Below are 26,603 nucleotides of genomic sequence, written 5' to 3'. Positions count from 1 at the left end.
GACAGTAGAATCCGGCAATGATTCGATTATCCCTTAAGTAGGAGGCATCGGTTTGGCGATACGGGGCGCGACCATGGTGCTGGCGAACGGGGCCCTGGCCCTGGGCTATTGGGGGCTGACCCAAGGGGTAGTCCTGCTCACCCATGGTCATGGTCTCCTGCCCTTGCCCTTCTGGCCGGGGGCGGCCTTGGCCCTGGCCGCCGCCCTGCTGGGCGGCTGGCGCTGCCTGCCGGGCGTTGCCCTGGGGGTGCTGCTTGCCCATGGACTGGTGCTGGGCCAGCCCTTGCTGCCAGCTTTGACCCTGTCTTTGGCCAGTGCGCTGGTGCCATTCTGGGCGGCCGGGGAAATCCGCCGCCGCTGTGGCACCCCCGTGCCCCTGTGCCGGCTCGGGGATGTGGTCTGCTTCATCGGTTTCGGGGCCCTGCTGGCGCCGGCGCTGATCGGTCTGTGGGGCAGCTGGAGCCTGCTGGCCTGGGGGCTGGCGCAGCCGGATGAGCTGGGGGAGCTGTGGATCCGCTGCTGGGTGGCCCATGCCACGGCCGTGCTGCTGCTGGCTCCCCTGTTCCTTTCCGTGTGGCAGGACCGGCGTCTGTTGCCCCCCCGGCGCCGGGGGGAGCTGCTGCTGGTGGCCGGCCTGGCCCTGCTGCTCTGCCTGGCGGTGTTCTTCGGCATCCATGCGCCGGTGCAGCGGGTGGCAGGTCTGCATTTCCTGCTGATCCTGCCTCTGGCCTGGGTGGCGCTGCGTTTTCCGCCCCGGGCCGTGGCCCTGTTGTTGCCCCTGACGATGGGGGTTGCTGCCTGGGGTACCCTGGATGAGCTGGGACCCTTCGTGCATGCGGGTAATGCCCGCCCCTTGCTCACCGTGGGCTTGCTGGCCCTGAGCTTGGCCGTGACCTGCCTGCTGATTTCCGCCATTTCGGCGGAACGGTTGACCGCCCTGGCCTCCCTGGCCCGCAGCGAGGCCAGGCAGCGCAGCATCTTCGAGACGGCCAGCGCCGGCATCGCCCTGGCGGATTTCCAGGGGCGCCTGCTGGAGGTCAACGATGCCTATGCCCGCCTGCTGGGCTATAGCCCGGCCCAGATGGTGGGCCTGTCCATCGCCGAGTTCTCCCACGGGGATGATGTGGCGACGGAGGTCCGCTATCTGGAAGCCATTGCCCGGGGCGACCAGGACAGCTACCAGATGGAAAAACGCTACCTGACCCGGGATGGGCGGGAGGTCTGGGTGGAGCTGTCCGTGGGGTGCCTGCGGGACGAGAAGGGGCGGCCCCTGCATCTGATCGGCGTGGTCCATGATATTTCCGCCCGCAAGGCGGACCAGGCCCGTCTGCACCTGATGGGCGAGGTCTTCCGCCATGCCGGCGAAGCCATCCTGGTGAGCGATCACGAGAACCGCATCGTCATGGTGAATCAGGCCTTCACGGCCCTCACTGGTTATTCCTTCGAGGAAGTGCGGGGGCGCAACCCCCGGCTGCTGTCGGCGGGGGCCACACCGGCCGAGGATTACCAGCGCATGTGGGCCGGCATCCGGGAGCGGGGGCACTGGCAGGGCGAGGTGTGGGACCGGCGCAAGGATGGGGCGGTCTATCCCAAGCTCCTGTCCATTTCCGTGCTGCGTGACGCGGCTGGGCAGATCACCCATCACATTGCCAGTTTCACCGACATCAGCGAGCACAAGGAGGCGGAAAACCGCATCCGCTATCTGGCCCTGCACGATGCCCTGACCGGGCTGCCCAACCGGCTCAGCCTGCAGGAGCGCTTGGAGCAGGCCCTGCTGGGTGCCCGGCGGCGCCAGGAAATGCTCGGGGTGATCTTCGTGGACCTGGACCGCTTCAAGCTGATCAATGACACCCTGGGGCACCACACCGGCGATGCCCTCCTGATCCAGCTGGCCGAGCGGCTCCTGGCCTGCGTGCGCAGCAGCGACGTGGTGGCCCGCCTGGGGGGGGACGAGTTCGTGGTGGTGGTGACCGGAGTCCAGTCGCCGGAGCCGGTGGAGGCGGTGGCGGCGAAGGTCCTGGAAGCCCTGCGTCAGCCCTACGAGCTCGACGGCCGGGTGCTGCACACCACCCCCAGCCTGGGGATCAGCCTTTTTCCCCGGGATGGGGAGGATGGCGGCGCCCTGATGCGTAATGCCGACGTGGCCATGTACCACGCCAAGTCCCGGGGGCGGAACAACATCCAGTGCTACGAGCCGGCCCTGAATGCCGCTGCCAGCGAACGGCTGATCCTGGAAAACAACCTGCCCAAGGCCCTGGAGCAGGGACAGTTCCTGCTCCATTACCAGCCCCAGATCGACGCGGAAAGCGGCCGGCTGGTGGGGGTGGAGGCCCTGGTGCGCTGGCTGGACCCGGAGCGGGGCCTGGTGCCGCCGGACCGTTTCATCCCCATTGCCGAGGAAACCGGCTTGATCCTGCCCCTCGGCGCCTGGGTGCTGGAGGAAGCCTGCCGGCAGCGGCGGGCCTGGTACAGCGCGGGCCTGCCGGCCTTCCGGGTGGCGGTGAACCTGTCTTCCCTGCAGCTTCTGGAGCCCGGTTTCGTGGAGCGGGTCCGGGCGCTGCTGGCGGCCCATGGCCTGGGGCCCGGGGACCTGGAGCTGGAAATCACCGAGAGTGTGGCCATGGACAATCCCATGGCCACCATCAATGTCCTGAAGGAAATCAAGGCCATGGGAGTTCCGGTGGCCATCGACGATTTTGGCACCGGCTATTCCTCCTTGGCCTACCTGAAGCTGCTGCCCATCGACACCCTGAAACTGGACCGTTCCTTCGTGAAGGACATCGAGCAGGGGGAGGACGACGCGGTGATCTGTTCGGCCACCATCGCCCTGGCCCATGCCCTGGGCCTGTCGGTGGTGGCGGAGGGGGTGGAGACCCAGACCCAGCAGCGCTATCTCACCCGCCTGGGCTGCGACCAGTTGCAGGGCTACCTGTTCAGCCGCCCCCTGCCGGCCGAAGCGCTGGAACAGCTGCTGCAAGGCCTGGGTGACGGGGCCGCGCTTCCCTGGCAGCATTGAGTACAATCAAGTTTTACGACTAAAGTCATGGGGGCCCTGCCGGGATTTCCTGTATGCGCAAGCTGTTGATTCTTTTTGCCCTCTTCCTGAGCACTCCCCTGCTGGCTGCGGGACATCTGGAACGGGTGGGGCGGAGCGGTGAGCTGCGCATCTGCATCTGGCCCGATTATTTCGGCATTTCCTGGCGCGACCCCCGCACCCAGCTCCTTTCCGGCCTGGATGTGGACCTGGCCCGGGAGCTGGCTCGGGAACTGGGGGCAAAGCCCCGCTTTGTGGACAGTTCCTTTGCCCGGCTGGTGGATGACCTGAACCAGGACCGCTGCGATGTGGCCATGTTCGCCATCGGCATCCTGCCCCAGCGGGCCGAGCGCCTGGCCTTCACCCAGCCCTATCTGAAAAGCGACATCTACGCCATCACCACCCGCAGCAACCGGCGCATCCGTCACTGGAGCGACATCGACCAGCCCGGGGTGGTGGTGGCCGTGGCCCGGGGCACCCTGCATGAGCTGGTGATGCGGGAGCGCCTGCGCCAGGCCACCCTGCTGGTGACCGATACCCCGGCCGGGCGGGAGCAGGAGGTGGAATCCGGCCGGGCCGATGTGTTCATGACCGATTACCCCTTCAGCCGCCGCATGCTGGGGCTCACGGACTGGGCCCGGCTGGTGGCGCCCCCGGCTCCCTATCACCTGACCTCCTACGCCTGGGCCGTGGCCCAGGGGGACGAGCCCTGGCGGCTGCGGCTGGATGCCTTCGTGACCTCCATCAAGCGGGATGGCCGGCTGGAGGCGGCAGCCCGGCGCTACCAGCTCGATGCCATCCTGGTCCGGGACTAGCCCATGCTGCGGCGTCTTCCCTTGCCCCGCCTGAGCCCTGACCGGGCCTACATCCTGTTCGTCCTGTTCCTGCTGGCCGTGGTGCTGGGGGTGCTGACCTACACCACCCAGCGCATCCAGCGGGAAATCATCCAGGGGCGCCTGCAGCAGGCGGCTGCCCATGCCCGTTTGTTCGAGGATCGTCTGGCCCAGACCCTGACGACGGTGCAGCTGATGCTGGAAACCCTGCGCGACCAGGTGCCCCGCCGGGGCGAGGGCCAGGCACATCTGGGGGAGCACCTGCAGGGGGCCCTGCGCAATGCCCCATTCTTACGCTCCCTGTCCCTGGTGGGGGTGGATGGCGAAGTCATCGCCAGCAGCGATTCCCGCAACCTGGGGCAGAAACTCTCCTTGGAGGGCTTTTACCCCGGCGAGGGGGGCGCTGACACCCTGCGTTTCGGGCCGCCCCTGGAAGGCCGGGATTTCCATGACCACGAGCCGCTGCGCGGTTCGGGGCTGCTGCCCGTGGCGCTGCCGGTGAGCGCCTCCACCTACCTGGTGGCAGCGCTCAACCCGGGGTATTTCCTGAATCACATCGAAGCCCACCTGACCCCGGAAGAGGGCAGCGTGGATGTGCTCCTGGCCGATGGCCGGCTGCTCTTTTCGAGCCAGGAGAGCCAGGTGCCTGGCCAGCCTCACCCCCGGGACCTGGGGCTGGCGGACTTTGCCGAAACCGGCGCGGGAACCCTGGAGGGGGCCCGCCATGACGGGGTGCCGGCCCTGTCCGCCTGGCGCAGCGTGCGGGCTTTTCCCCTGTTGCTCTCCATACACCTGGAGCGGGGCAAGGTTCTGGGCGAGTGGGAGCGGGAGGTGCGCAAACTGACCCTGTTCCTGGGGGCGGGCCTGCTGTTCGTGCTGCTGCCCACCACGCTGCTGTTCCTGCGTGAGAAACGGGCCCTGGGGCTGCAGGCCCAGGCTGCGGCGGCCCTGGCTGCCAGCGAGGCCCGTTACCGCCTGACCTTCGCCGCCGTGCGGGATGGCCTCTGGGACTGGGATGTGCCGAGCGGCCGCATCAATTGCGATGCCCACTGGTTCGAGATGCTGGGCCACGGGGACCAGGCCTTCCCGGTGAGCCAGGATAAATGGCTGGAGATGCTGCATCCCGAGGATAGGGACCGGGTCTGGCAGCAGGTCCGGGACAGCCTGGGTTCCGAACGGGGGTTCTCGGTGGCCTACCGGCAGCGCCGGGCGAACGGCAGCTGGCTATGGGTGGAGTCCCGGGGCAAGACCGTGGCGTTTGCGGGGCCGGAGCCCCTGCGGGTGGTGGGGACCCAGACCGACATCAGCGCCCGGGTGGCGGCCGAGGAGGCCGTGGTCGCCGCGGCCCGGCACCGGACGGCGTTGCTGGACCATATTGCCGCCGGGGTGTTCGTGGCTTCCCCGGAGCGGGTCATCCTGGAAGTCAGCGCCCGGGGGGCGGAAATGTTCGGCTACCGGCCGGAAGAGCTGCTGGGCCAGAGTTTCAGCCGCCTGCACGTGGATGCCCAGAGCTACGAGCAGTTTCGTCCGGCCTACGCCCGTTTGCGGCGCGAAGGCTGGGTTCAGGAGGAATATCCCCTGCGCCGCAAGGACGGCAGTCAGCGCTGGATTTCCGTATACGGCACCTGGCTGGAACCCGGCGGCGAAGCCGTGATCTGGACCATGCTCGACGTCACCCATCAGCACCAGATGCGGGAAGCCCTGCAGGCCTCCCGCACCCGTCTGGAAGCCATCATCGACCATTTCCCCGGGGGCCTGCTGGTGGAGGACGACCAGCGCCGCATCGTGCTGGTGAACCACACCTTCTGCCGCCTGTTCGGCCTGGAGGAGCACCCGGAAGGGGTGGTGGGCGAGAATTTCAGCAACTGCATCGCCCGGGTGCGCAGCCGTTTCAGCCACCCGGAGCATTTCGAGTGGCAGTTGCGGGAGCTGGGGGAAGGGCTGGAGCCGGTGCTGGGCCGGGAACTGGGGCTGGCCGACGGACGGGTTCTGGAGCGGGACTACCAGCCCATCGCCGCGGACGGGCGCCTGCTGGGACGGCTCTGGGTGTTCTGGGACGTGACCACCCAGAAGCTCCAGGAGCGGGAGCTGCAGCGGCTGGCCAGCGTGGACAGCCTCACCGGCCTGCCCAATCGGCGCATCTTCCTGGAGCGCCTGGACCTGGAAATGGCCCGCATCAGCCGTTACGAACAGGGGGAAACGGCCTTGCTGATGCTGGACCTGGACCATTTCAAGCGGGTGAACGACCAGTATGGCCACGGGGTCGGGGACGAGGTGCTGCAGGGTTTCGGGCTGCTGCTCCAGTCCCTGCTGCGCCGTACCGACCTGGCCGGCCGGGTGGGGGGCGAGGAATTCGCGGCCCTGCTGCCGGGCACCGGGGTGGGGGGCGCCGTGGAACTGGCCGAGCGTCTGCGCCAGACGCTGGCGGAGAAGGCCCTGGAAACCAGCAAGGGGGGGATACACATCACCGCCAGCATCGGCATCACCCTGCTGGCCCACCCCGGTGACAGCGCCAGCATGGCCCTGGCCCGGGCCGACCAGGCCCTGTACCGGGCCAAGGAGGCGGGGCGCAACCGCACTGAGGTGGTGTTCCTCGGCGAGTAGCTCCGGGGCTCAGCCGGGGATGGCTTCCAGGCGGTCGTCCGGCAGGGGGTGGGCGTCCGGGGCTTCCAGGGAGAGCAGGTGGCGCTGGGCCTTGACCAGTTGTTCGGCGGCGCGCCGGTACAGGCTGCCCTGGCGCAGCCGGTTTTCCATGTCGCGGATGTCCAGGTGGCCGGCGGCGCCGGCCACCAGCAGGGCTTCCTTCAAGGTGGCGTAGGCCGTCTCGGTGTTTTCCAGGGCCAGCTCCATGGCGGCCGGGCTGAACTCGGGCTTGCTGCCGTCGCAGGCTTCGGCCAGGGCGCCCAGGGCCTGCTGGAACAGCACCTGTTCCAGGCCGCAGGCGGTGGCATGGCCGTGCAGGGCGGCGCCGTGCTGGCTCAGGTCGCTGGTGGCCTGCTGGTAGCGCAATACCCGCAGGCCCCGGGCCAGGGCTTCCACCAGGGTGGCGGGCAGGGCGGCGGCGCTGATCCGGCGGATGTAGTCGCTGATGGCCAGGGCCAGGGTTTCCAGGGTGTCCCGGCGGCGGGCGATGCGGGCCTCGTCGGGAACCGGTGCCGCAGCCAGGCGCAGGCCCTCGCAGGCCAGGGCCTGGGTGTGGGCCAGTTCCAGGCGCAGGGCACGCAGGGCCAGGTCGGGGACGCTGACCACGTTGTGATCCAGGTAACGGGGTTGAGCGGCTTCCTCCTGGCGGCTGCGAAAGCGCTGGCTCAGGCTGCGGATGAGCCAGGGGTCCAGGGGCACCATCAGGGCCACCCCGAGCAGGTTGAAGGTGGAATGGAACATGGCCACCATCACTGCCGGGGAGGCCGGCTGGGCCAGGAACTCCTGGATTTCCTCGAGGAAATTGATCAACAGGGGCAGCAGGGCCAGGGCCGCCAGGCCGGTGATGACATTGAATACCACGTGGGAGGCGGCCACCCGCTTGGCGTTGGCGGTGGCGCCCAGGGCGGCGAGGATGGCCGTGGAAGTGGTGCCGATGTTGGTGCCGATGACCATGGCGCAGGCCGCCTCGATGCTCATCAGTCCTCCCTGGGCGGCGGTGATGATCAGGGCAATCACCGCCCCCGAGGTCTGCATCAGCACCGTGAGCACGGTGCCTATGCCGACCAGGATCAGATAGCCGGCCATGCCGGGCCGGGTGAATTCCTCCAGGGAGGCATGCCCCCCCAGGCCGGAAAACACGTCCTTCAGCACGTCGATGCCCAGGAACAGGATGCCGAAGCCCGCCAGGGCCTGGCCCAGGGCCTTGGGGCGGGCGCCCCGGGCCACCAGCATCAGCACTGCCCCGACGCCCACGAAGGGCAGGGCGAAGGCGTCGATCTTGAAGTTGAAGCCCAGGGCGGCCACCAGCCAGGCATTCATGGTGGAGCCCAGGTTGGAGCCGAAGATCACCCAGAGGGAATTGCGCAGGGTGAGCAGGCCCGAGTTGACGAAGCCGATGGTGGCGATGGTGACGGCCGTGGAGGACTGCACCAGGGTGGTGATGAGAAAGCCGGTGCACAGGCCCCGGCTGCGGCTTGAGGTCCATTGTCCGAGCAGGTCCTCCAGGGCCCGGCCGGCAGCCAGCTTGAGCCCCTCGGTGAGCATGTGCATGCCCAGGAGGAAGAGGCCGATCCCGCCGATGAAGCCGCCGGCCACGCTGGCCAGGGAAAGGGGGGCGGCCTCCATGGACGCGGCTTACTGGCTGCTGGAGGAGGTGGCGGTGGAACTGGCGGAGTTGGCGATGCTGGCGTCGATGCGGCGCACTTCCGCGTCGTTGATCACCTGCATCACGTTCACCACCCGGCGCACGCCGGAGGTGGTGCGGGCCACCTGGACGGCGGCCTTGGCTTCCCGTTCGCTGACGATGCCGAGCAGGAACACGGTGCCGGCCTCGGTGACCACCTTCACGTGATGGGCGCCGAACTGGTTGGCGTCGATGAAGCGGGCCTTGACCTTGGAGGTCACGTAGGCATCGTTGCTGCGGGTGCTGAGGCTGCTGTTGGCGCCCACCACCAGTTCGTTCCAGACCCCCTGGACGTTCTCGATGCGGCTGGTCTCCTCGGCTACCCGGGCCTTGGTGGCCTCGTCCGGCACTTCGCCGGTGAGCAGCACCCGGCGGTTGTAGCTGGTGAAATTGACGTGGCTGCGGTCGCGGATTTCCTTGCTCAGGCGGTTGGCGGCCTTGAGCTCGATGGCCTCGTCGTCGGTCTGCACGCCGATGGAGCGGCGGTCGGAAACGGCCAGGGCGCCCACGGTGGCGCCGGCCACGGCAACGCCGAAACAGCCCTGCAGGGCGGGCAGGGCAAGGCCCAGGGTGGCCAGGGCCAGCCAGGAGCGGCGGCCGGGAAGGAGGGGTTGGTTCATTCATCTACTCCCATCAACAGACTGTCGATGCCATCGCACAGACAGTGGATCATCAAAAGGTGCACCTCCTGAATGCGGGCGGTGCGCTGGGCAGGAACACAGAGGTGGATGTCGTCGTCGCGCAGCAGGCTGCCGATCTGGCCTCCGTCCCGGCCGGTGAAGGCAATCACCTTCATGTCCTGGTCGTGGGCGGCGCGGATGGCCTCGATGACGTTACCGGAATTGCCCGAGGTGGAGATGGCCAGGAGCGCGTCCCCGGGGCGCCCCAGGGCCCGCACCTGGCGGGAAAATATCTGGTTGAAGGCGTAATCGTTGCCCACCGCCGTGAGGATGGAGCTGTCCGTGGTCAGGGCGATGGCCGCCAGTTCCTGGCGTTCCACCTCGAAGCGGCCCACCAGTTCGGCAGCGAAGTGCTGGGCATCGGCAGCGGAGCCACCGTTGCCGCAGGCGAGAATCTTGCCGTCATTGATCAGGGTATGGGTCATGATCTCGATGGCGGCGGCCAGGGGGGCCGCCAGCAGCTCCACGGACTCCAGTTTGGTCCGGGCGCTGTCCTCGAAATGCTGGCTGACACGGGCTATCAAATCCATTTTCTTCTCATGGGGTTGGCGTGCAGGCCCCGGGGCCGGCAACGCGCCCTCCTGTTCCCGTGGGGGAGGGGAGAGCACAACGGCCATGACCTGGATGGGGGCGGGCTCCATGGCAAGGTCATGTCCGTCAGGAATGTCGGAAACGCGGATTCTAGCAGCCTGCCGGACTTGAGGGGTTGCGGCGACAGACTCGCCAGGCCGGCCGGGATGCGCTTTCCGTCCGACCGGGCTGCCGGCCTCAGAGTTCCATCCAGATCTCGAACTCCAGGCGCCGCCAGGGGTCCGGGTCCTCCCGCAGGCGGGCGATCCGGGCCCGCAGCACATCCCCCCGGTCCAGGGCTGCCGCCACGCTGCGGTTTTCCTTGCGTGGCACATAGCCCAGCTTGTGGCCCTGCCATTCCACCCGCACCGCCCTGGGGTCGTGGGGATTCTCCGGTTCCCGCACCAGGGTCAGGGGGTCTCCCACCCGCAGCCGGGGGCGCAGGGCCTCCAGGTCGTGGAACTGGCTGCCGGCCAGGGGCGAAGCCTGCACCAGCAGGCGCACCTGAGCTTCCTGGGCCCGGGGGCCGGCACCGGGCAGAACGAGCAGGGCCAGGACAGCCAGGAAACTAGTCCGCATCGAAGGCATGGCGTACCCATTCGATGGCACCGGGCTCCAGCCGGGTCAGCAGGATGCAGTCGAAGCGGCAGGGGCTTTCCCCGTGGGCGGCCAGCCAATGCCGGGCCGCCAGGATCAGCCGCCGGCGCTTGGCCGCCGTGATGCTGTCCGCCGGGCTGCCGAAGCCCGGGTGGCGGCGCAGGCGTACCTCCACGAACACGGTGCAGCTCCCCTCCCGGGCCACCAGGTCGATTTCGCCACCCCGGACCCGGTAATTGCGGGCCAGCAGCTGCAGCCCCCTGGCCTCCAGGTGGGCGGCGGCCAGGGCCTCGGCCCGCTTGCCGTCCGTGGTATCTTTGCCTGCATCTGCCATAGAGACGTTCCATGACAAAAGAATTGGCGCCATTGTACGTGGTCCCCACACCCCTGGGGAACCTCAAGGACATCAGCGAGCGGGCCCGGGAGATCCTGGCGGCCGTGCCCTGGGTGGCGGCGGAAGACACCCGCCATTCGGGCCCCCTGCTCAAGCACCTGGGGTCCCAGGCCCGCCTCCTGGCCGCCCATGAGCACAACGAAGCCGAAGCCGCCCAGCAGATCCTGGCGCGGCTGGAGGCGGGCGAGGCGGTGGCCCTGGTGTCCGACGCGGGTACGCCCGCCATCTCGGACCCGGGGGCCCGCATCGTGGCCCGGGTACGGGCCGCCGGCGGCCGGGTGATTCCCTTGCCCGGTCCCTGTGCCGCCGCCACGGCCCTGTCGGCGGCCGGGCTGGAGGAGGATCACTGGCTGTTCTACGGTTTCCTGCCGAGCAAGTCGGGGCAGCGCCAGAAGGCCCTGGAGGTCCTCCGGGATCTGCCCTATGCCCTGGTGTTTTACGAGGCGCCGCATCGGGTGCTGGAAACCGTGGCCGATCTGGCGGCGGTCCTGGGGGCGGAGCGCACCCTGGTGGTGGCCCGGGAACTGACCAAGCTGTTCGAGAGCGTGCACAGCCTGCCCCTGGGCGAGGCCCTCTCCTGGCTGGAGGCCGATCCTAACCGACAGAAGGGGGAGTTCGTGCTGCTGCTCTCCGGCTGCCGGGATGATGGCCGGGACCTGGAGGCGGAGCGGGTGCTGCGCCTGCTGCTGGCCGATGGTTTGCCGGTCAAGCAGGCGGCCCGGCTGGCCGCTGCCATCACCGGCGCCGCCAAGAACGCCCTCTATGAGCAGGCCCTGGCCCTGAAGGGCTAGAATTCCCCCTGATTCCTGTACGCGAGACTCCCATGCAACTTACCCTGACCCGCCCCGACGACTGGCACCTGCATCTGCGCGATGGCGAGGCCCTGGCCGCCGTGCTGCCCCATACCGCCCGCCAGTTTGGCCGGGCCATCGTCATGCCCAACCTGAAGCCGCCGGTGACCACGGTCGAGCTGGCCGCCGCCTACCGGGAGCGCATCCTGGCAGCCCTGCCCGCCGGCCTCAGCTTCGAGCCCCTGATGACCCTGTACCTGACCGACAACACCCCGGCCACTGAAATCGCCCGGGCCGTGGCGTCCGGTTTCGTCAAGGCGGTCAAGCTTTACCCGGCCGGGGCCACCACCAATTCCGATGCCGGGCTGACCCGGATCGACAGGGCCGCCGACACCCTGGCGGAAATGGAGCGCCTGGGCCTGCCCCTGCTGGTCCATGGGGAAGTGACCGATCCGGCCGTGGACCTCTTCGACCGGGAGAAGGTCTTCATCGACACGGTGCTGCAGCCCCTGCTGCAGCGTTTTCCCCGGCTGAAGCTGGTGATGGAGCACATCACCACCAAGGACGCCGCCGAATTCGTGGCCGGGGCCACCGCCAACGTGGCGGCGACGATCACCGCCCACCACCTGCTCTACAACCGTAACGCCATTTTCCAGGGCGGGGTGCGGCCCCATTGGTACTGCCTGCCGGTGCTGAAGCGGGAGATCCATCGCCAGGCTCTGGTGGAAGCCGCCATTTCCGGCAATCCCCGTTTCTTCCTGGGCACCGATTCGGCGCCCCATGCCCGGGGCGCCAAGGAATCCGCCTGCGGCTGCGCTGGCTGCTACACCGCCTACGCCGCCCTCGAGCTCTACGCCGAAGCTTTCGAGAATGCCGGCGCCCTGGACAAGCTGGAAGCCTTCGCCAGCTTCCATGGCCCCGATTTCTACGGCCTGCCCCGCAATCCGGACCGGGTCACCCTGGTCAAGGAAAACGTGCCGGTGCCGGCCTCTTTCCCCTATGTGGCCGGCGAAACCCTGGTGCCCCTGCGGGCCGGGGAAACCCTGACCTGGAAGCTGCAGGACTGAATCCTGCCGGGAGACTTGCCATGCGCCTCAAGCCCTTGTTGTCCCTGGCCCTGCTGCCCTTGCTGGCGGCCTGCATCAACGACGGCGCCGCCTACGTGGTGGATGGTCCCCAGCACGCCCTGTCCGTGGTGCGGGAGCGCAACTTCTTCTGGGAAAAGCAGGTGGAGCTGGCGGTGGTGGTCTCCCGCCTGCCCGACTGCCAGCGCAAGCATGTGATCCAGAAGGCCAGTCCCAATGCCCAGGTGGAACTCTGGCAACCCGGGCCGGGGACCTACATCTTCAAGGTGGGCAAGAACATGTACGTGACCGAAACCCGGACCTGCCAGGGCTTCGCCCGGATGGACGAGGACCCCCCGGGCGGCTTCGGCGCGCAGTTGGGAACCTTCGCCCTGAAAAAAGGGGTGTTCAGCTTCATTCCCACCCCCAGGGACGAGGCCGCTCCCCAGTCGGCCCAGTGACGCCCGGAGCCCCGGTTCTGGGGCGCCTGTTCCAGACCCTGTCGCCCTGGCTGGCAAACTGGCCGGGGCCCGCGGCGCAGGTGCCGGATGCCGGGCAACTGGCCGCCTGGGTGCGGGATGCCGGCCTGCGGAGCGGCTCCGGGCTGCCTCTGGAACTGGTGCCCCCCGCCGCTGACGGACTGGCTTACGAGGAGCGCATCTGGCGTACGGGACGGGTGGAAACCCGGCCCGACAACTGGCACGACTATTTCAACGGCCTGGTCTGGCTGGCCTTTCCCCAGGCCAAGGCCGCCCTCAATGCCCGGCACCGGGCCCAGCTCCAGCCCGGGGCCAGGGGCAGCGCCCGGGATGCCATGACCCACCTGGACGAATGCGGCATCCTGGTGCTCAGCAGCCGTCCCGAACTGCTGGAGCTGCTGCGCGGTTTCCAGTGGCGGCGCCTGTTCTGGGAGGCACGCCAGGAGGTGCTGGCGTCCATGGAGTTCCACGTCTTCGGCCATGCCACCTATGAACAGCTGCTGGCCCCTTTCCGGGGGCTGACGGCCAAGGCCGTGCTGCGTCTGGTGCCGCCCTCCTGGCAGCGGCAATCCCTGGCGGCCCGGCGGGCGGACCTGGATGCCTGGCTGGCCGCCCAGGTGGCCGCCGGGCACTACCAGACCCCGGGGGAACTGCAGCCCCTGCCGCTCCTGGGCATTCCCGGCCTGGTGGCGGAAAACGATGATCCTGCCTATTACGCCGACGCCTGGCAGTTCCGTCCGGGCCGGCGCCGGGCCGGGAACCTCCTTCCCGGCGTATAATCCGCCCCGGGAGTTGGCCAGGCAGCCGCTGCCCGCCGTCTGGCGGGGGGAGGAAAGTCCGGGCTCCATAGGGCAGGATGCCGGCTAACGGCCGGGCGCTATAAGCCGCGAGGCCCAAGGCGACGGAAAGTGCAACAGAGAGCAGACCGCCGATGGCCCCATTGCGCAAGCATGGGGATCAGGTAAGGGTGAAACGGCGGGGTAAGAGCCCACCGCGGGACTGGCGACAGGACCGGCACGGTAAACCCCATCCGGAGCAAGACCAAATAGGGAAGCGTCAGGCGTGGCCCGCGCTGCTTCCGGGTAGGTTGCTTGAGCCCTGCAGCAATGCAGGGCCTAGAGGAATGGCTGCCAGGGGACGCAAGTCCTCCACAGAACCCGGCTTATCGGCCAACTCCCCCTTCTTTTTTCCATGGGCCGCCAGGCTCGTCTTTTACCTCCTCCACTTTTTCCCACCACTTCCATCCGCAGCACTCGTGCGGATGCTGATGGCGTGCCCGTGGCAGCCCGGCCGCTAAAAAATCCCACTTGCCAACACTCTTTACAAAGCACTTTTACTTCCGCTTCTGATCTATTGATTTTAATAGGTTATTTTTTGTTAACATTTCTCAGGAAATGTCTCTAAGTCCTTGTCTTGACTAAAAAAAACGGGAATTTTGTCCTTGACGCTCTGGTGCGGGGTGTCTTAAAGTGGGAAGGAGTGGTGCAAAGTGGGTAAACGGGGGTTTAGGGAAGAATGTTCGAAGGTGCGGTCTCGCTGAGTCTTGATGCGAAGGGTCGGCTTGCCATTCCGGCACGCCACCGGGAGGTGCTCGCCTCCGCCGCCGAAGGTTCCCTGGTTTTGACCGCCCATCCCCAGCGTTGCCTGCTGCTTTATCCCCTGCCGGCCTGGGAGCCGATCCGCGACAAGATTCTCAAGGCTCCGAGCTTCGATGCCCGGGCCCAGAGCCTGAAGCGGGTGCTGGTGGGGAATGCCCGGACCGAGGCCATGGATTCGGCCGGGCGTCTGCTGGTGGCTGCCGAGTTGCGGGAGCATGCCCAGCTGGAAAAAACCGTCTGGATGGTGGGTATGGGAAGTCATTTCGAGATCTGGAGCGATGCCGGCTGGCGGCGCCAGAACGAACTGGCTTTCGAGGCGCTGCAAAGCGACGAGCCGCCGCCGGGTTTTGAGGATATTTCCCTGTGACCCCTGGCGGCGCCCACGTAACGGTGCTGCTGGAGGAGGCGGTGGAGGCTTTGTCGGTCAAACCCGACGGAGTTTATCTGGATGCCACCTTCGGTCGCGGCGGCCATAGCCGGGCCATTCTTGCCCGCCTCGGGCCCCAGGGCCGCCTGCTGGCCCTGGACCGGGATCCGGATGCCATTGCGGTCGGGCGCGGCCTGGCCGATCCCCGTTTCACCCTGCTGCACCGTCCCTTTGCCGAGCTGGCCGAAGGTGCGGCGGAGGCGGGTTGTGCCGGCCTGGACGGGATCTTGTTTGACCTGGGGGTGTCCAGCCCCCAGCTGGATGATGGTGGGAGGGGGTTCAGCTTCCGCCACGACGCTCCCCTCGACATGCGCATGGATACCACCAGCGGCGAGACGGCGGCGGATTGGTTGGCGCGAGCCGAAATCAGGGATATCACGGAGGTCATCAGAAATTATGGCGAAGAACGGTTTGCTTTCCAGATTGCAAAGAAGATTGTGGCTGCTCGGGCCGAGCGGCCTATTGCAACCACAGGTGAATTCGCCGCGCTCGTACGCGAAGCCGTGCGGACCCGCGAGCCCGGCCAGGACCCGGCGACGCGCAGCTTTCAAGCTCTACGGATTCACGTCAATCAGGAGCTCGGCCAACTCGCGCTAGCCCTGCCCGAGGCCCTGGAACTGCTGCGGCCCGGCGGCCGCCTGGTGGTGATTTCCTTCCATTCCCTGGAAGACCGCATCGTCAAGCAGTTCATGCGTGATGCCGCCTCGCCTGCCGATGCCCTGCCGAAAAACCTGCCCCTGCGGGCGGACCAGCTGCCCCAGCCCCGGCTGCGCCTGTTGGGCAAGGCCATGAAGCCCTCCGCCGCTGAAGTGGCGGCCAATCCCCGGGCCCGCAGCGCGGTCATGCGCGTCGCGGAAAAACTCTGATGCTGCGCTTCAACATGGTCCTGCTCCTGATCGTCATCTGCTGCGCCCTGGGTACGGTGACCTCCCAGCACAAGGCGCGCAAGCTGTTCCAGGCCCTGGAGGCGGAGCAGGAGCGGGCGCGTCAGCTGGACGTGGAATATGACCAGCTGCAACTGGAGCTGTCCACCTGGGCCACCCACCCGCGCATCGAGAAGATCGCCCGGGAGCGCCTGAAGATGGTGGTGCCGCCCCCGGTCCGTGTTTCTGCGGCAGCCGCCGCAGCGGGGGGGCGCTGATGGTGGTCAGACGTCGCGGTTCGGCCCGGGCCCACCGCTTTACCGAAAATCCCCTGCTGCAGCTGGCCCTGCCCGGCTGGCGTTCCCGTTTCGCCGGTCTGGCCTTGCTCTCCCTGTTCGTGCTGCTCCTGGGGCGGGCCTTCTATCTGCAGGTGATCAACAATGAATTCCTGCAGGACAAGGGCGAATCCCGCTATCGCCGGGATCTGGAAGTGTCGGCCTCCCGGGGCAAGATTGCCGACCGGAACGGGGATCTGCTGGCCATCAGCACGCCCATGAAATCCATCTGGGCCATTCCCGCCGACGCCCGGCTCGAGCCGGTCCAGGCCAAGGCCCTGGCGGGTCTGCTGGAAATGGATGTGAAGGAACTGAACCGGCGTCTGGCCACCGACAAGAATTTCGTCTATCTGCAGCGCCAGGTGCCGCCGGAAACGGCCGACCGGATTGCCGCCCTGAAGCTGCCCGGCATCCACCAGAACAAGGAATTCCGCCGCTACTACCCGGCCGGGGACATGGTGGCCCACATCGTCGGCTTCACCGGGGTGGACGATAAGGGCCTGGAGGGAGTGGAGCTTGCCTACCAGTCGGAGTTGATGGGGCGCCCCGGAAGCCGCAGCGTGATCCGGGACCGGCGCGGCCAGATCGTCGAGGACGTGGGCGGCATGCGTCCGCCCCAGGATGGCAAGGACATCCGCCTGGCCCTGGATTCCAAGATCCAGTACCTGGCGTTTTCGGCCATCAAGCAGGCGGTGCAGGACAACCAGGCCAAGGCCGGCGGTGCCGTGGTGCTCGACGCCAAGACCGGGGAAATTCTGGCCCTGGCCAACTGGCCGTCCTACAACCCCAACAACCGTTCCCGGCTTACCGGTCCCCAGTTGCGCAACCGGGCGGTGACCGACAGCTTCGAGCCCGGCTCCACCATGAAGCCCTTCACCGTGGCCCTGGCCCTGGAAAAGGGCAAGTTCCGTTTCGACAGCATCATCGATTGCGCCCCGGGGCGCATCACCGTGGGCAATGCCACCATTTCCGACGCCCATCCCCATGGGGCCCTGTCCGTGGCCCAGGTGATCCAGAAATCCTCCAATGTGGGCACGGTGAAGATGGCTTCCACCTTTGCCCCCAAGGAAATGTGGGAAATGTACGATGCCCTGGGTTTCGGCACCCCGCCGGCCCTGGGCTTTCCCGGCGAGGTGGGCGGCCGGTTGCGGCCCTGGAAGCACTGGCGGCCCATTGAGCAGGCCACCATGTCCTATGGGCACGGCATCTCCGTCAGCCTGATCCAGCTGGCCCGGGCCTATCTGGTGTTCGCCCGGGACGGGGACCTGCTGCCCCTCTCCCTGCAAGCCCTGGAGCAGCCGCCGGCCCGGGGCGTGCAAGTGTTTTCACCCCAGACGGTGCGGGAGATTCGCACCATGCTGGAAATGGCGGCCGGCCCCGGCGGCACGGCGCCCCAGGCCCAGGTGGCCGGCTATCGGGTGGGCGGCAAGACCGGCACCGCCCACAAGCTGGAAGGCGGGGTCTATGCGCGCAAGTACGTGGCGTCCTTCGTGGGCATCGCGCCCATGTCCGATCCCCGCTTCATCGTCGCGGTGATGGTGGATGAGCCCTCATCCGGCAAGTATTTCGGGGGCTCCGTGGCGGGCCCGGTATTTTCCCAGATCACCGCAGGCACCCTGCGCACCATGGGGATCGCCCCTGACGCCCCCTTGCAGGTGGCCGAAGGACGTGCCAGGGAGGGCAGCCTGTGATGGAACTGCAACAACTGCTGCAGGCCCTGCCCGGTGGGCTTACTGGCGCCATGGATGACAGCCGTCTGCTGCGGCCGGGGGAGTTGTTCCTGGCCTATCCGGGGCACGGGGCCGACGGGCGCGCCTACATTCCCCAGGCCCTGGCCCGGGGAGCTGCCGCCGTGTGCTGGGAACCCGGCGGCGATTTCGCCTGGAATCCGGACTGGCAGGTGCCGCAGCTGTCGGTAACCGGGCTGCGCGCCCTGGCCGGCCCTCTGGCCCACGAACTGGCGGGGCGGCCCAGTAACGCCCTGGACCTGCTGGCCATCACCGGCACCAACGGCAAGACCACCGTCAGCCAGTGGCTGGCCCGGGCCTACCCGGGATCCTGCGCCGCCATCGGCACCCTGGGCGCCGGCTTCCCCGACGCCCTGGTGCCCACCGGCTTCACCACGCCGGAAGCCACCATGCTGGCCCGCCTGCTGGCGGAGCAATTGCAGCAGGGGGCCCGGGCCTGCGCCCTGGAAGCCAGTTCCATCGGCATCGAGGAAGGCCGCATGAACGGCTTCCAGGTGGATACGGCCCTGTTTACCAACTTCACCCAGGATCACCTGGATTACCACGGCACCATGGAGGCCTATGGGGCCGCCAAGGAAAAGCTGTTCCGCTGGCCCGGCCTGCGCCTGGCGGTGATCAACGCGGACGACGGCCTCGGCCGGCGGCTGCTGCAACGGACCTGTGCCGCCCGGGTGCTCGCCTACAGCATCGCCGGGGATGGCGCTGAACTTCCCGCGGGGCAACTGGTGCTGGCCCGGGACCTGCGCGACAGTCCCTCCGGCCAGCAATTCCTGCTGCAGAGCCCCTGGGGCGAGGCGCCGGTGCACACCCCCCTGGTGGGGCGCTACAACATTTCCAACCTGCTGGCTGTGGCGGCGGTGCTCCTGGACCTGGGACTGCCGGTGGCGGAAGTGGCGGAACGATTGGGGGGCCTGCAGGCGCCCCCGGGCCGGATGGAGCGTTACGGCGGCGTAGGGGAACCCCTGGTGGTGGTGGACTACGCCCACACTCCTGATGCCCTGGAAAACGCCCTGGGCGCCCTGCGTCCCGTGGCGGCAGCCCGGGGCGGGCGCCTGTGGTGCCTGTTCGGCTGCGGCGGCGAACGGGACCGGAGCAAGCGCCCCCTCATGGGCCAGGTGGCCGTGGCCGGGGCCGACGAGGTGTGGATCAGCAGCGACAACCCCCGCAGCGAAGACCCCATGTCCATCATCGAGGACATCCGTCCCGGCGCCCCCGCTGCCCGGGTGGAAGCTGACCGGGGGCTGGCCATTGCCCGGATGGTGGCTGCGGCGGCGGATCAGGACGTGATCCTGATCGCCGGCAAGGGCCATGAGCCCTATCAGGAAATCGCCGGAGTACGCCATCCCTTTGCGGATGGGGAGCAGGCCCGGCTGGCCCTGGCGGCCAGGCAACAAGACAGGAAGGTAGCGTAATGCGCTGGAATCTGAAGGAAATGGCCGTGGCCCTGGAAGGGCGCCTGATCGGGAATGACCGGGAGGTGCTGGGCGTCGCCACCGATACCCGGAAGCCCTGTGCCGGACAGTTGTTCGTGGCCCTGCAGGGCGAGCGTTTCGACGCCCACGACTATCTGGCCGAGGCCGTGGCCCAGGGGGCTGCCGCCCTGCTGGTGAGCCGGGAAACGGGGCTGCCGCCGGGGGTGCCGGCCCTGCTGGTGGATGACACCCGCCTCGCCCTGGGGCGTCTGGCTGCGGCCTGGCGCCGCCGCTTCGCGATTCCCCTGGTGGCGGTGACCGGCTCCAACGGCAAGACCACCACCAAGGAAATGATCGCCGCCGTACTCAAGGCCGCCCATGGGGAACAGGTGCTGGCCACCCAGGGCAACTTCAACAACGACATCGGCCTGCCCCTCACGCTCCTGGGCCTGGATGCGGGCCACAAGGCGGCGGTGGTGGAGATGGGCATGAACCATCCGGGCGAGATCGCCTACCTGACCCGCATTGCCCAGCCCACGGTGGCCCTGGTCACCAATGCCCAGCGGGCCCACCTGGAAGGTATGGGCGACCTGGACGCGGTGGCCCGGGAAAAGGCCACCATCTACGAGGGCCTGGGGCAGACGGGCGTGGCCGTGATCAATGGCGACGATGCCTACGCCGGGCTGTGGCGGGAGCTCAATGCCGGGCGGCCCCAGCTGGATTTCGGCCTGGATCAGCCGGCCCGGGTGTCCGGGCGGGTGAAACTGCACGGCCTGGAAACCCGGCTCACCCTGGAAACCCCGGAAGGCAGCCGCGACATTCCCCTGCAGGTTTCGGGCCGCCACAACGCCCGCAACGCCCTGGCCGCCGCCAGCGTGGGTCTGGCCATGGGCCTGGATCTGGATACCGTGGCCCGGGGCCTGGCCGGATTCAGCGGCGTCAAGGGCCGCCTGCAGCGCCTGGCGGGCCCTCGGGGCGCGGTGCTCCTGGATGATACCTACAACGCCAACCCGGATTCCGTGCGCGCCGGCATCGACGTGCTGGCCTCCACCGTGGGGCGCCAGATCCTGGTGCTGGGTGACATGGGCGAGATCGGCGAAGCCTGCGCCCAGTACCACGATGAAATCGGTGGTTACGCCAAGAGCATGGGGGTGGACCGCCTCTACGCCCTGGGCGAGGCGAGCCAGCAGGCGGTACGCAATTTCGGCGAGGGCGCCCGGCACTTCAAGACCCCGGAAGCCCTGGCCCAGGCCCTGCTGCCCGAGCTGGACGGGGACACCACGGTGCTGGTGAAAGGTTCGCGCTTCATGAAGATGGAGCGGGTGGTGCAGGCCCTGCTGGCCGGCAACGAGACTGTCGGGGGGAACCGCTGATGCTGCTTTTGCTGACCCAATGGCTGGCCCAGGACATCCGGGCCTTCAATGTCTTCAACTACATCACCCTACGCACGGTGCTGGCGGCCATGACCGCCCTGTTCATCTCCCTGATCGCCGGCCCCCGGGTGATCCGCTGGCTGGCGGCCAAGAAGATCGGCCAGGCGGTGCGTACCGACGGGCCCCAGACCCATCTGGTGAAGTCGGGCACTCCCACCATGGGCGGGGTACTGATCCTGATCGCCATCGGCATCACCACCCTGCTCTGGGGCGACCTGACCAACAAATACGTGTGGACGGTGCTGATCGTCACCCTGGGCTTCGGCATCATCGGCTGGTACGACGACTGGAAGAAGGTGGTGTACCGGGACCCCAACGGCCTCGCCTCGCGCTGGAAATTCTTCTGGCAGTCGGTGCTGGGCCTGGGCGCCGCCCTGTTCATCGCCTTCTCGGCCCATGTGCCGGCCCAGACCGAGCTGATCGTGCCCTTCTTCAAGAGCGTCGCCCTGCCGCTGGGGATCTGGGGCTTCGTGGTGCTCACCTACCTGGTCATCGTCGGCACTTCCAACGCCGTCAATCTCACCGACGGCCTGGACGGCCTGGCCATCATGCCCACGGTGATGGTGGCCTCGGCCTTCGCCATCTTTGCCTACGTGGCCGGCAATGCCGTCTATGCCAAGTACCTGCTGGTGCCCTACGTGCCGGGGGCCGGGGAAATCTGCATCCTGCTCGGGGCCATCGCCGGGGCGGGGCTGGGCTTCCTCTGGTTCAACGCCTATCCGGCCGAGGTGTTCATGGGCGACGTAGGCGCCCTGGCCCTGGGCGCGGCCCTGGGTTGCGTCGCCGTGATCGTGCGTCAGGAAATCGTGCTGTTCATCATGGGCGGGGTGTTCGTGGTGGAAACCCTGTCGGTGATGCTCCAGGTGAGCTGGTTCAAATACACCAAGAAAAGATACGGGGAGGGCCGGCGCATCCTGCGCATGGCCCCCCTGCACCACCATTTCGAACAGAGCGGCTGGAAGGAAACCCAGGTGGTGGTCCGGTTCTGGATCATCACCATCTTCCTGGTGCTGTTCGGTCTGGCCAGTCTGAAGCTGCGGTAAGAGGCACATGGAACTCAAGGGCAAACATTTTCTGGTGATCGGACTCGGCGAGTCGGGCCTGGCCATGGTCAGGTGGCTGCATCGCCAGGGGGCCCGGCTGCGGGTCGCCGACAGCCGGGAAAATCCGCCCAACCAGCAGCGCCTGGCCGCGGAAGCCCCGGGAGCGGAACTGGTGGCCGGGCCTTTCCGGCCGGAAACCTTTGCCGGCATCGACTGCATCGCCCTGTCCCCCGGCGTGCCCAAGTCCACCCCGGAAATTGCCGCCGCCACCGTGCCGGTGATTTCCGAGGTGGAGCTGTTCGTGGACGCCCTGGAGAAATACCAGCCTGAAGCCCGGGTGCTGGCCATCACCGGCAGCAACGGCAAGACCACCACCACGGCCCTCACCGCCCATCTGCTCAATGGCGCCGGGGTGAGCGCCGTGGCCTGCGGCAACATCTCCCCTTCGGTGCTGGACGCCCTGATGGACGCCCTGGATGCCGGCCGCCTGCCCGCCGCCTGGGTGCTGGAACTCTCCAGCTTCCAGCTGGAAACCACCCACCACCTGCACGCCCAGGGGGCCACGGTCCTCAATATCAGCGAGGACCACCTGGACCGCTACGAGGGACTGGCCGGCTATGCCGCCGCCAAGGCCCGGATCTTCCAGGGCAGGCCCCTGCGGGTGCTGAACCGGGATGACGACTGGAGCCTGTCCATGGGCGGCTGCGGCACGGACATGGTCACCTTCGGCCTCAACCCGCCGCCCCGGGCCGGTCATTACGGGCTCCGGGACGGGGCCATCTGGCTGGGGCAGGAGCGCCTGATCGGCCTCGACGAGCTGCCCCTCAAGGGCCTGCACAATGCCGCCAACGCCATGGCGGCCCTGGCCCTCTGCGCCGCCATCGGCGTGGACGCTGCCCGGCTCCTGCCGGCCCTCAAGACCTTCAAGGGCTTGCCGCACCGGGTGGAGCCGGTGGCCGAAATCGCCGGGGTGCTGTACGTGGACGACTCCAAGGGCACCAACGTGGGCGCCACCCTGGCGGCCATCGCCGGCATGGGCCGGCCGGTGGCCATCGTCCTGGGGGGCGACGGCAAGGGCCAGGATTTCTCGCCCCTCAAGGCCGCCCTGGCCCAGCACGGCCGGGCCGTGGCCCTGATCGGCCGGGACGGGCCGGCCATAGCCGCCGCCCTGGAGGGCTGCGGCCTGCCCCTGCAGTCCTGTGCTGACATGGAGTCGGCCGTGCGCTGGCTGGCGGCCCAGGCCTGCGCCGGTGACTGCGTGCTGCTCTCGCCGGCCTGCGCCAGCCTGGACATGTACCGCAACTACGCCCATCGGGCCGAGGCCTTCGTGGCCGCAGTGCAGAAACTGGAGGCCGGGGCATGATCGTCGAAGCCCTGAACGCTCCCCGCCGCCAGATCGCCGAGATCGATCCGGCCCTGCTCTGGAGCAGCCTGCTGCTCCTGACCCTGGGGCTGGTGATGGTCTATTCCGCCTCGATCGCCTTTGCCGAGGGTAACCGGGCTTTCGGCAATCAGGCCGGCTATTTCCTGATGCGGCACGGGGTGTTCCTGGCCATCGGCCTGGTGGCGGGGGCGGTGGCCTTCCAGGTGCCCCTGACCGTGTGGCAGAAGCTGGCCCCCTACCTGTTCATGGTGGGGGTGCTGCTACTGGCCATCGTGCTCATTCCCGGCATCGGCCGGGACGTGAACGGGGCCCGGCGCTGGCTGCCCCTGGGGGTGGTGAACCTGCAGCCTTCGGAGCTGGTGAAGCTGTTCGCGGTGCTCTACGCCGCCGACTACACAGTGCGCAAGATGGAGGTGATGCACGACCTGAAGCAGGCCTTCCTGCCCATGGCGGCGGCCATGGCCCTGGTGGGGGGGCTGCTCCTGAAGGAGCCGGACTTCGGGGCTTTCGTGGTGATCATCGCCATTGCCGTGGGCATCCTCTTCCTGGGGGGCATGAAGGCGCGCCTGTTCGCCTTCCTGTTCCTGTTCCTGCTGGCGGCCTTCACCATCCTGATCATCGTTTCCCCCTACCGGCGCGACCGCCTGTTCGGCTTCATGGACCCCTGGGCCGATGCCTATGGCAAGGGCTACCAGCTGTCCCACGCCCTGATTGCCTTCGGCCGGGGGGAATTTTTCGGCGTCGGGCTGGGGGCCAGCGTGGAAAAACTGTTCTACCTGCCCGAGGCCCATACCGACTTCCTCCTGGCGGTGATCGCCGAGGAGCTGGGCTTCGTCGGCGTGCTGCTGGTGGTCAGCCTGTTTGCCATCCTGGTGCACCGGGCCTTCGCCGTGGGGCGCCAGTGCGTCCAGCTGGAACGCCTGTATCCGGCCCTGGTGGCCATGGGCATCGGCATCTGGATCGGGGTCCAGAGTTTCATCAACATGGGAGTGAACATGGGCCTGTTGCCCACCAAGGGGCTGACCCTGCCGCTGATGAGTTTCGGCGGCTCCGGCATCCTCGCCAACTGTGTCGCCCTGGCCATCCTGTTGCGGGTGGACTGGGAAAACCGGCAATTGATGCGGGGGGCCAAGCTGTGAGCCGGCATCCCGACCGAACCATCCTGATCATGGCCGGCGGCACCGGCGGCCACATCTTCCCCGCCCTGGCGGTGGCCCACCTGCTGCGGGACGAGGGCTGGAAGGTGCTGTGGCTGGGCAATCCGGGCAGCATGGAGGCGCGTCTGGTGCCCCAGCACGGCTTCGAACTGGTGCCCCTGCGCTTTGCTGCCCTGCGCGGCAAGGGGCTGATGCGCAAATTGCTGCTGCCTTTCAACCTGATCCGGGGCTTCGCCCAGGCCCTGGGGGAATTGCGCCGCATCCGCCCGGCCGTGGTGCTGGGCATGGGCGGCTACGTCACCTTCCCGGGCGGCATGATGGCCAGCCTGCTCGGCATTCCCCTGGTGATCCATGAACAGAATTCCGTGCCGGGCCTGGCCAACCGGGTCCTGGCCCGGGTCGCCGACCGGGTGCTGACAGGTTTCCCGGAAGTCATGCCCAAGGGCAGCTGGGTGGGCAATCCGGTGCGCGAGGAAATCGCCCGGGTGGCGCCTCCCGCCGAGCGCCTGGCGGGCCGGGAAGGTCCCCTCAACCTGTTGGTGGTGGGCGGCAGTCTGGGCGCCCAGGCCCTGAACGAGGTCATTCCCCAGGGGCTGGCCCTGATGGACGTTTCCGTGCGTCCCCACGTGGTGCACCAGGCCGGGGAAAAGCACCTGGAGGCCCTGCAGCGCAATTACGCCGAGGCCGGGGTGAAGGCCCACTGCGTCAGTTTCGTGGATGACATGGCAGGTGCCTATGGCTGGGCCGATCTGGTGATCTGCCGGGCCGGAGCCCTGACCGTGGCCGAGCTGGCCGCCGTGGGGGTGCCCGCCATCCTGGTGCCTTTCCCCCATGCGGTGGATGACCACCAGACCGGCAATGCCCGTTTCCTCACCCTGGCCGGCGGCGCCTTCCTGCTGCCCCAGACCGAGCTGACGCCGGAATCCGTGGCCCTGATCGGCAATTACAGCCGCGGCCAGCTGCGGGAGATGGCGGACAAGGCCCGGGCCCTGGCCCGTCCCGATGCAGCCCGGGACGTGGCTCAAGTTTGTAAAGAGATCGCCAAGTGAAGCACAAGGTCAAACATATCCATTTCGTCGGCATCGGCGGTTCCGGCATGAGCGGCATCGCCGAGGTGATGGTCAATCTGGGCTACACCGTGTCCGGCTCCGACCTGTCCACCACGGCCACCACCCAGCGGCTCTCCAGCCTGGGCATCCGGGTGGCCATCGGCCACGGGGCAGAGAACATCGTCGGCGCCAATGCGGTGGTGGTGTCCACCGCCGTGAAGCCGGATAACCCGGAAGTGGTGGCGGCCCGTCTGGCCGAGGTTCCCGTGGTGCCCCGGGCCCAGATGCTGGCGGAGCTGATGCGTCTCAAGCACGGCATCGCCATTGCCGGCACCCATGGCAAGACCACCACCACCAGCCTGGTGGCCAGCATCCTGGCGGAAGGGGGGCTGGATCCCACTTTCGTCATCGGCGGCCGGTTGAATGCGGCCGGGGCCAATGCCCGCCTGGGCAAGGGGGATTTCCTGGTGGCCGAGGCCGACGAGTCGGACGCCTCCTTCCTCTACCTGTCCCCGGTGGTGTCGGTGGTGACCAACATCGACGCGGACCACATGGAGACCTACGGGCACGACTTCGGCCGCTTGAAGCAGGCCTTCGTGGAATTCCTTAACCGCCTGCCCTTCTACGGCGTGGCGGTGCTCTGCCAGGACGATCCCCACGTGCGCGAAATCATGCCCCAGGTGCCCAAGCAGGTGGTGCGCTACGGCCTGACGCCGGAAGCCAACATCTACGCCGAGAACATCCGGGCCGAGGGAGGGCAGATGCATTTCGACGCGGTGCGGGTCAATGGCAGCACCTCGCGCCTGCCCATCACCCTGAACATTCCCGGGATGCACAACGTGCTGAACGCCCTGGCCGCCATCGGCGTGGCCACCGAGGTGCAGGTGGCGGATGAGGCCATCATCAAGGCCCTGGCCGATTTCAAGGGGGTGGGACGGCGCTTCCAGCGTTACGGGGAAGTGGCCCTGCCCGAGGGCGGCAGCTTCACCCTGGTAGACGACTACGGCCATCACCCGGTGGAAATGGCCGCCACCCTGGCTGCTGCCCGGGGCGCTTTCCCGGGGCGCCGGCTGGTGCTGGCCTTCCAGCCCCACCGCTACAGCCGCACCCGGGACTGCTTCGAGGATTTCGTCAAGGTGCTCTCCGGGGTGGATGCCCTGCTGCTCGCCGATGTCTATGCGGCCGGGGAGCAGCCCATCGTGGCCGCCGACGGCCGGGCCCTGGCCCGGGCCCTGCGCGTGGCCGGCAAGGTGGAGCCCGTGTTTGTCGAGGATATCGGCCAGATGCCGGAAATGATCCGGGAAGTGGCCCGGGATGGGGACGTGGTCCTGACCATGGGCGCCGGTTCCATCGGCGGCGTGCCAGCAAAGGTGATTCAGTCATGA

General features: G+C 68.0%; 23 protein-coding genes and 1 other RNA gene. 19 read left to right on the top strand and 5 right to left on the bottom strand.

Annotated elements, in window-relative coordinates:
• Window positions 1-52: 52 nt before the first annotated feature.
• The 3 genes from G474_RS20480 to G474_RS0111070 are packed head-to-tail and all read left to right on the top strand — an operon-like array spanning window position 53 to window position 6,471.
• Window positions 53-3,016 (top strand): bifunctional diguanylate cyclase/phosphodiesterase, encoded by a 2,964-nt coding sequence (locus G474_RS20480; protein ID WP_156919235.1) that lies wholly within the window; start codon window positions 53-55, stop codon window positions 3,014-3,016.
• 53 nt (window positions 3,017-3,069) lie between these two features.
• Window positions 3,070-3,849 (top strand): substrate-binding periplasmic protein, encoded by a 780-nt coding sequence (locus G474_RS0111075; protein WP_026687039.1) that lies wholly within the window; start codon window positions 3,070-3,072, stop codon window positions 3,847-3,849.
• A 3-nt stretch (window positions 3,850-3,852) separates the two neighbouring features.
• Entirely contained in the window at window positions 3,853-6,471 is a 2,619-nt protein-coding gene (locus G474_RS0111070; protein WP_026687038.1) for a diguanylate cyclase, read from the top strand.
• A 9-nt stretch (window positions 6,472-6,480) separates the two neighbouring features.
• Here G474_RS0111070 and G474_RS20475 read toward each other — a convergent pair whose 3' ends face one another.
• The 5 genes from G474_RS20475 to G474_RS0111045 all read right to left on the bottom strand — a co-directional run bounded on the left by G474_RS20475 (window position 6,481) and on the right by G474_RS0111045 (window position 10,375).
• Window positions 6,481-8,136 (bottom strand): Na/Pi cotransporter family protein, encoded by a 1,656-nt coding sequence (locus G474_RS20475; protein ID WP_169729515.1) that lies wholly within the window; start codon window positions 8,134-8,136, stop codon window positions 6,481-6,483.
• A 9-nt stretch (window positions 8,137-8,145) separates the two neighbouring features.
• Window positions 8,146-8,814 carry a BON domain-containing protein gene (locus G474_RS20470; RefSeq protein ID WP_051282218.1) on the bottom strand — a complete coding sequence of 223 codons (669 nt, stop codon included), beginning with the start codon at window positions 8,812-8,814 and terminating at the stop codon, window positions 8,146-8,148.
• Window positions 8,811-9,404, bottom strand: a complete 594-nt coding sequence (locus G474_RS0111055; RefSeq protein ID WP_026687037.1) for a phosphoheptose isomerase — start codon at window positions 9,402-9,404, stop codon at window positions 8,811-8,813. Before G474_RS0111055 ends, G474_RS20470 begins: the two co-directional genes overlap by 4 nt.
• A 238-nt stretch (window positions 9,405-9,642) precedes the next feature.
• A complete protein-coding gene (locus G474_RS0111050) occupies window positions 9,643-10,023 on the bottom strand; it encodes an HIRAN domain-containing protein (RefSeq protein WP_026687036.1) in 381 nt (126 codons plus the stop codon).
• Window positions 10,013-10,375, bottom strand: coding sequence for a YraN family protein (locus G474_RS0111045; protein ID WP_026687035.1), 363 nt, complete (start codon window positions 10,373-10,375; stop codon window positions 10,013-10,015). The genes G474_RS0111050 and G474_RS0111045 overlap by 11 nt, the downstream gene beginning before the upstream one ends.
• 11 nt (window positions 10,376-10,386) lie before the next feature.
• On the opposite strand from G474_RS0111045, the gene rsmI reads away from it, so the two are divergent.
• From rsmI to murC, 16 genes are all read left to right on the top strand, one after another.
• A complete protein-coding gene (gene rsmI, locus G474_RS0111040) occupies window positions 10,387-11,226 on the top strand; it encodes a 16S rRNA (cytidine(1402)-2'-O)-methyltransferase (RefSeq protein ID WP_026687034.1) in 840 nt (279 codons plus the stop codon).
• A 32-nt stretch (window positions 11,227-11,258) separates the two neighbouring features.
• Window positions 11,259-12,293: a dihydroorotase gene (gene pyrC, locus G474_RS0111035; protein ID WP_026687033.1), complete on the top strand. Its 1,035-nt coding sequence runs from the start codon at window positions 11,259-11,261 to the stop codon at window positions 12,291-12,293.
• A 20-nt stretch (window positions 12,294-12,313) separates the two neighbouring features.
• On the top strand, window positions 12,314-12,751 hold the full coding sequence (locus G474_RS0111030) for a hypothetical protein (protein WP_043464066.1): 438 nt from the start codon (window positions 12,314-12,316) through the stop codon (window positions 12,749-12,751).
• The gene (locus tag G474_RS0111025) at window positions 12,748-13,548 is read left to right on the top strand and encodes a DUF3025 domain-containing protein (protein ID WP_026687032.1); all 801 of its coding nucleotides are present in this window, start codon (window positions 12,748-12,750) and stop codon (window positions 13,546-13,548) included. The genes G474_RS0111030 and G474_RS0111025 overlap by 4 nt, the downstream gene beginning before the upstream one ends.
• 9 nt (window positions 13,549-13,557) lie before the next feature.
• Window positions 13,558-13,950: RNase P RNA component class A (gene rnpB / locus G474_RS22110), an RNA gene on the top strand.
• 334 nt (window positions 13,951-14,284) lie between these two features.
• Window positions 14,285-14,734 (top strand): division/cell wall cluster transcriptional repressor MraZ, encoded by a 450-nt coding sequence (gene mraZ, locus G474_RS0111020; RefSeq protein ID WP_026687031.1) that lies wholly within the window; start codon window positions 14,285-14,287, stop codon window positions 14,732-14,734.
• Window positions 14,731-15,660 carry a 16S rRNA (cytosine(1402)-N(4))-methyltransferase RsmH gene (gene rsmH, locus G474_RS0111015; RefSeq protein ID WP_026687030.1) on the top strand — a complete coding sequence of 310 codons (930 nt, stop codon included), beginning with the start codon at window positions 14,731-14,733 and terminating at the stop codon, window positions 15,658-15,660. Before mraZ ends, rsmH begins: the two co-directional genes overlap by 4 nt.
• Window positions 15,660-15,935, top strand: a complete 276-nt coding sequence (gene ftsL, locus G474_RS0111010) for a cell division protein FtsL (RefSeq protein ID WP_026687029.1) — start codon at window positions 15,660-15,662, stop codon at window positions 15,933-15,935. Before rsmH ends, ftsL begins: the two co-directional genes overlap by 1 nt.
• On the top strand, window positions 15,935-17,683 hold the full coding sequence (locus G474_RS0111005; protein WP_026687028.1) for a peptidoglycan D,D-transpeptidase FtsI family protein: 1,749 nt from the start codon (window positions 15,935-15,937) through the stop codon (window positions 17,681-17,683). The genes ftsL and G474_RS0111005 overlap by 1 nt, the downstream gene beginning before the upstream one ends.
• Entirely contained in the window at window positions 17,683-19,152 is a 1,470-nt protein-coding gene (locus tag G474_RS0111000; RefSeq protein ID WP_043464063.1) for a UDP-N-acetylmuramoyl-L-alanyl-D-glutamate--2,6-diaminopimelate ligase, read from the top strand. The genes G474_RS0111005 and G474_RS0111000 overlap by 1 nt, the downstream gene beginning before the upstream one ends.
• On the top strand, window positions 19,152-20,525 hold the full coding sequence (locus G474_RS0110995) for a UDP-N-acetylmuramoyl-tripeptide--D-alanyl-D-alanine ligase (RefSeq protein WP_026687026.1): 1,374 nt from the start codon (window positions 19,152-19,154) through the stop codon (window positions 20,523-20,525). Before G474_RS0111000 ends, G474_RS0110995 begins: the two co-directional genes overlap by 1 nt.
• On the top strand, window positions 20,525-21,628 hold the full coding sequence (gene mraY, locus G474_RS0110990; RefSeq protein ID WP_026687025.1) for a phospho-N-acetylmuramoyl-pentapeptide-transferase: 1,104 nt from the start codon (window positions 20,525-20,527) through the stop codon (window positions 21,626-21,628). Before G474_RS0110995 ends, mraY begins: the two co-directional genes overlap by 1 nt.
• 7 nt (window positions 21,629-21,635) lie before the next feature.
• A complete protein-coding gene (murD, locus tag G474_RS0110985) occupies window positions 21,636-22,991 on the top strand; it encodes a UDP-N-acetylmuramoyl-L-alanine--D-glutamate ligase (protein ID WP_026687024.1) in 1,356 nt (451 codons plus the stop codon).
• Window positions 22,988-24,151 carry a putative lipid II flippase FtsW gene (ftsW, locus tag G474_RS0110980; RefSeq protein WP_026687023.1) on the top strand — a complete coding sequence of 388 codons (1,164 nt, stop codon included), beginning with the start codon at window positions 22,988-22,990 and terminating at the stop codon, window positions 24,149-24,151. Before murD ends, ftsW begins: the two co-directional genes overlap by 4 nt.
• Window positions 24,148-25,218 (top strand): undecaprenyldiphospho-muramoylpentapeptide beta-N-acetylglucosaminyltransferase, encoded by a 1,071-nt coding sequence (gene murG / locus G474_RS0110975; protein ID WP_026687022.1) that lies wholly within the window; start codon window positions 24,148-24,150, stop codon window positions 25,216-25,218. The genes ftsW and murG overlap by 4 nt, the downstream gene beginning before the upstream one ends.
• Window positions 25,215-26,603 carry a UDP-N-acetylmuramate--L-alanine ligase gene (gene murC / locus G474_RS0110970; RefSeq protein ID WP_026687021.1) on the top strand — a complete coding sequence of 463 codons (1,389 nt, stop codon included), beginning with the start codon at window positions 25,215-25,217 and terminating at the stop codon, window positions 26,601-26,603. The genes murG and murC overlap by 4 nt, the downstream gene beginning before the upstream one ends.

This window comes from Azovibrio restrictus DSM 23866, from assembly GCF_000429665.1.
Lineage (GTDB): Bacteria > Pseudomonadota > Gammaproteobacteria > Burkholderiales > Rhodocyclaceae > Azovibrio > Azovibrio restrictus.
The sequence above is the reverse complement of the archived record's forward strand: the minus strand, read 5'-3'. Positions and strand labels throughout refer to the sequence as shown.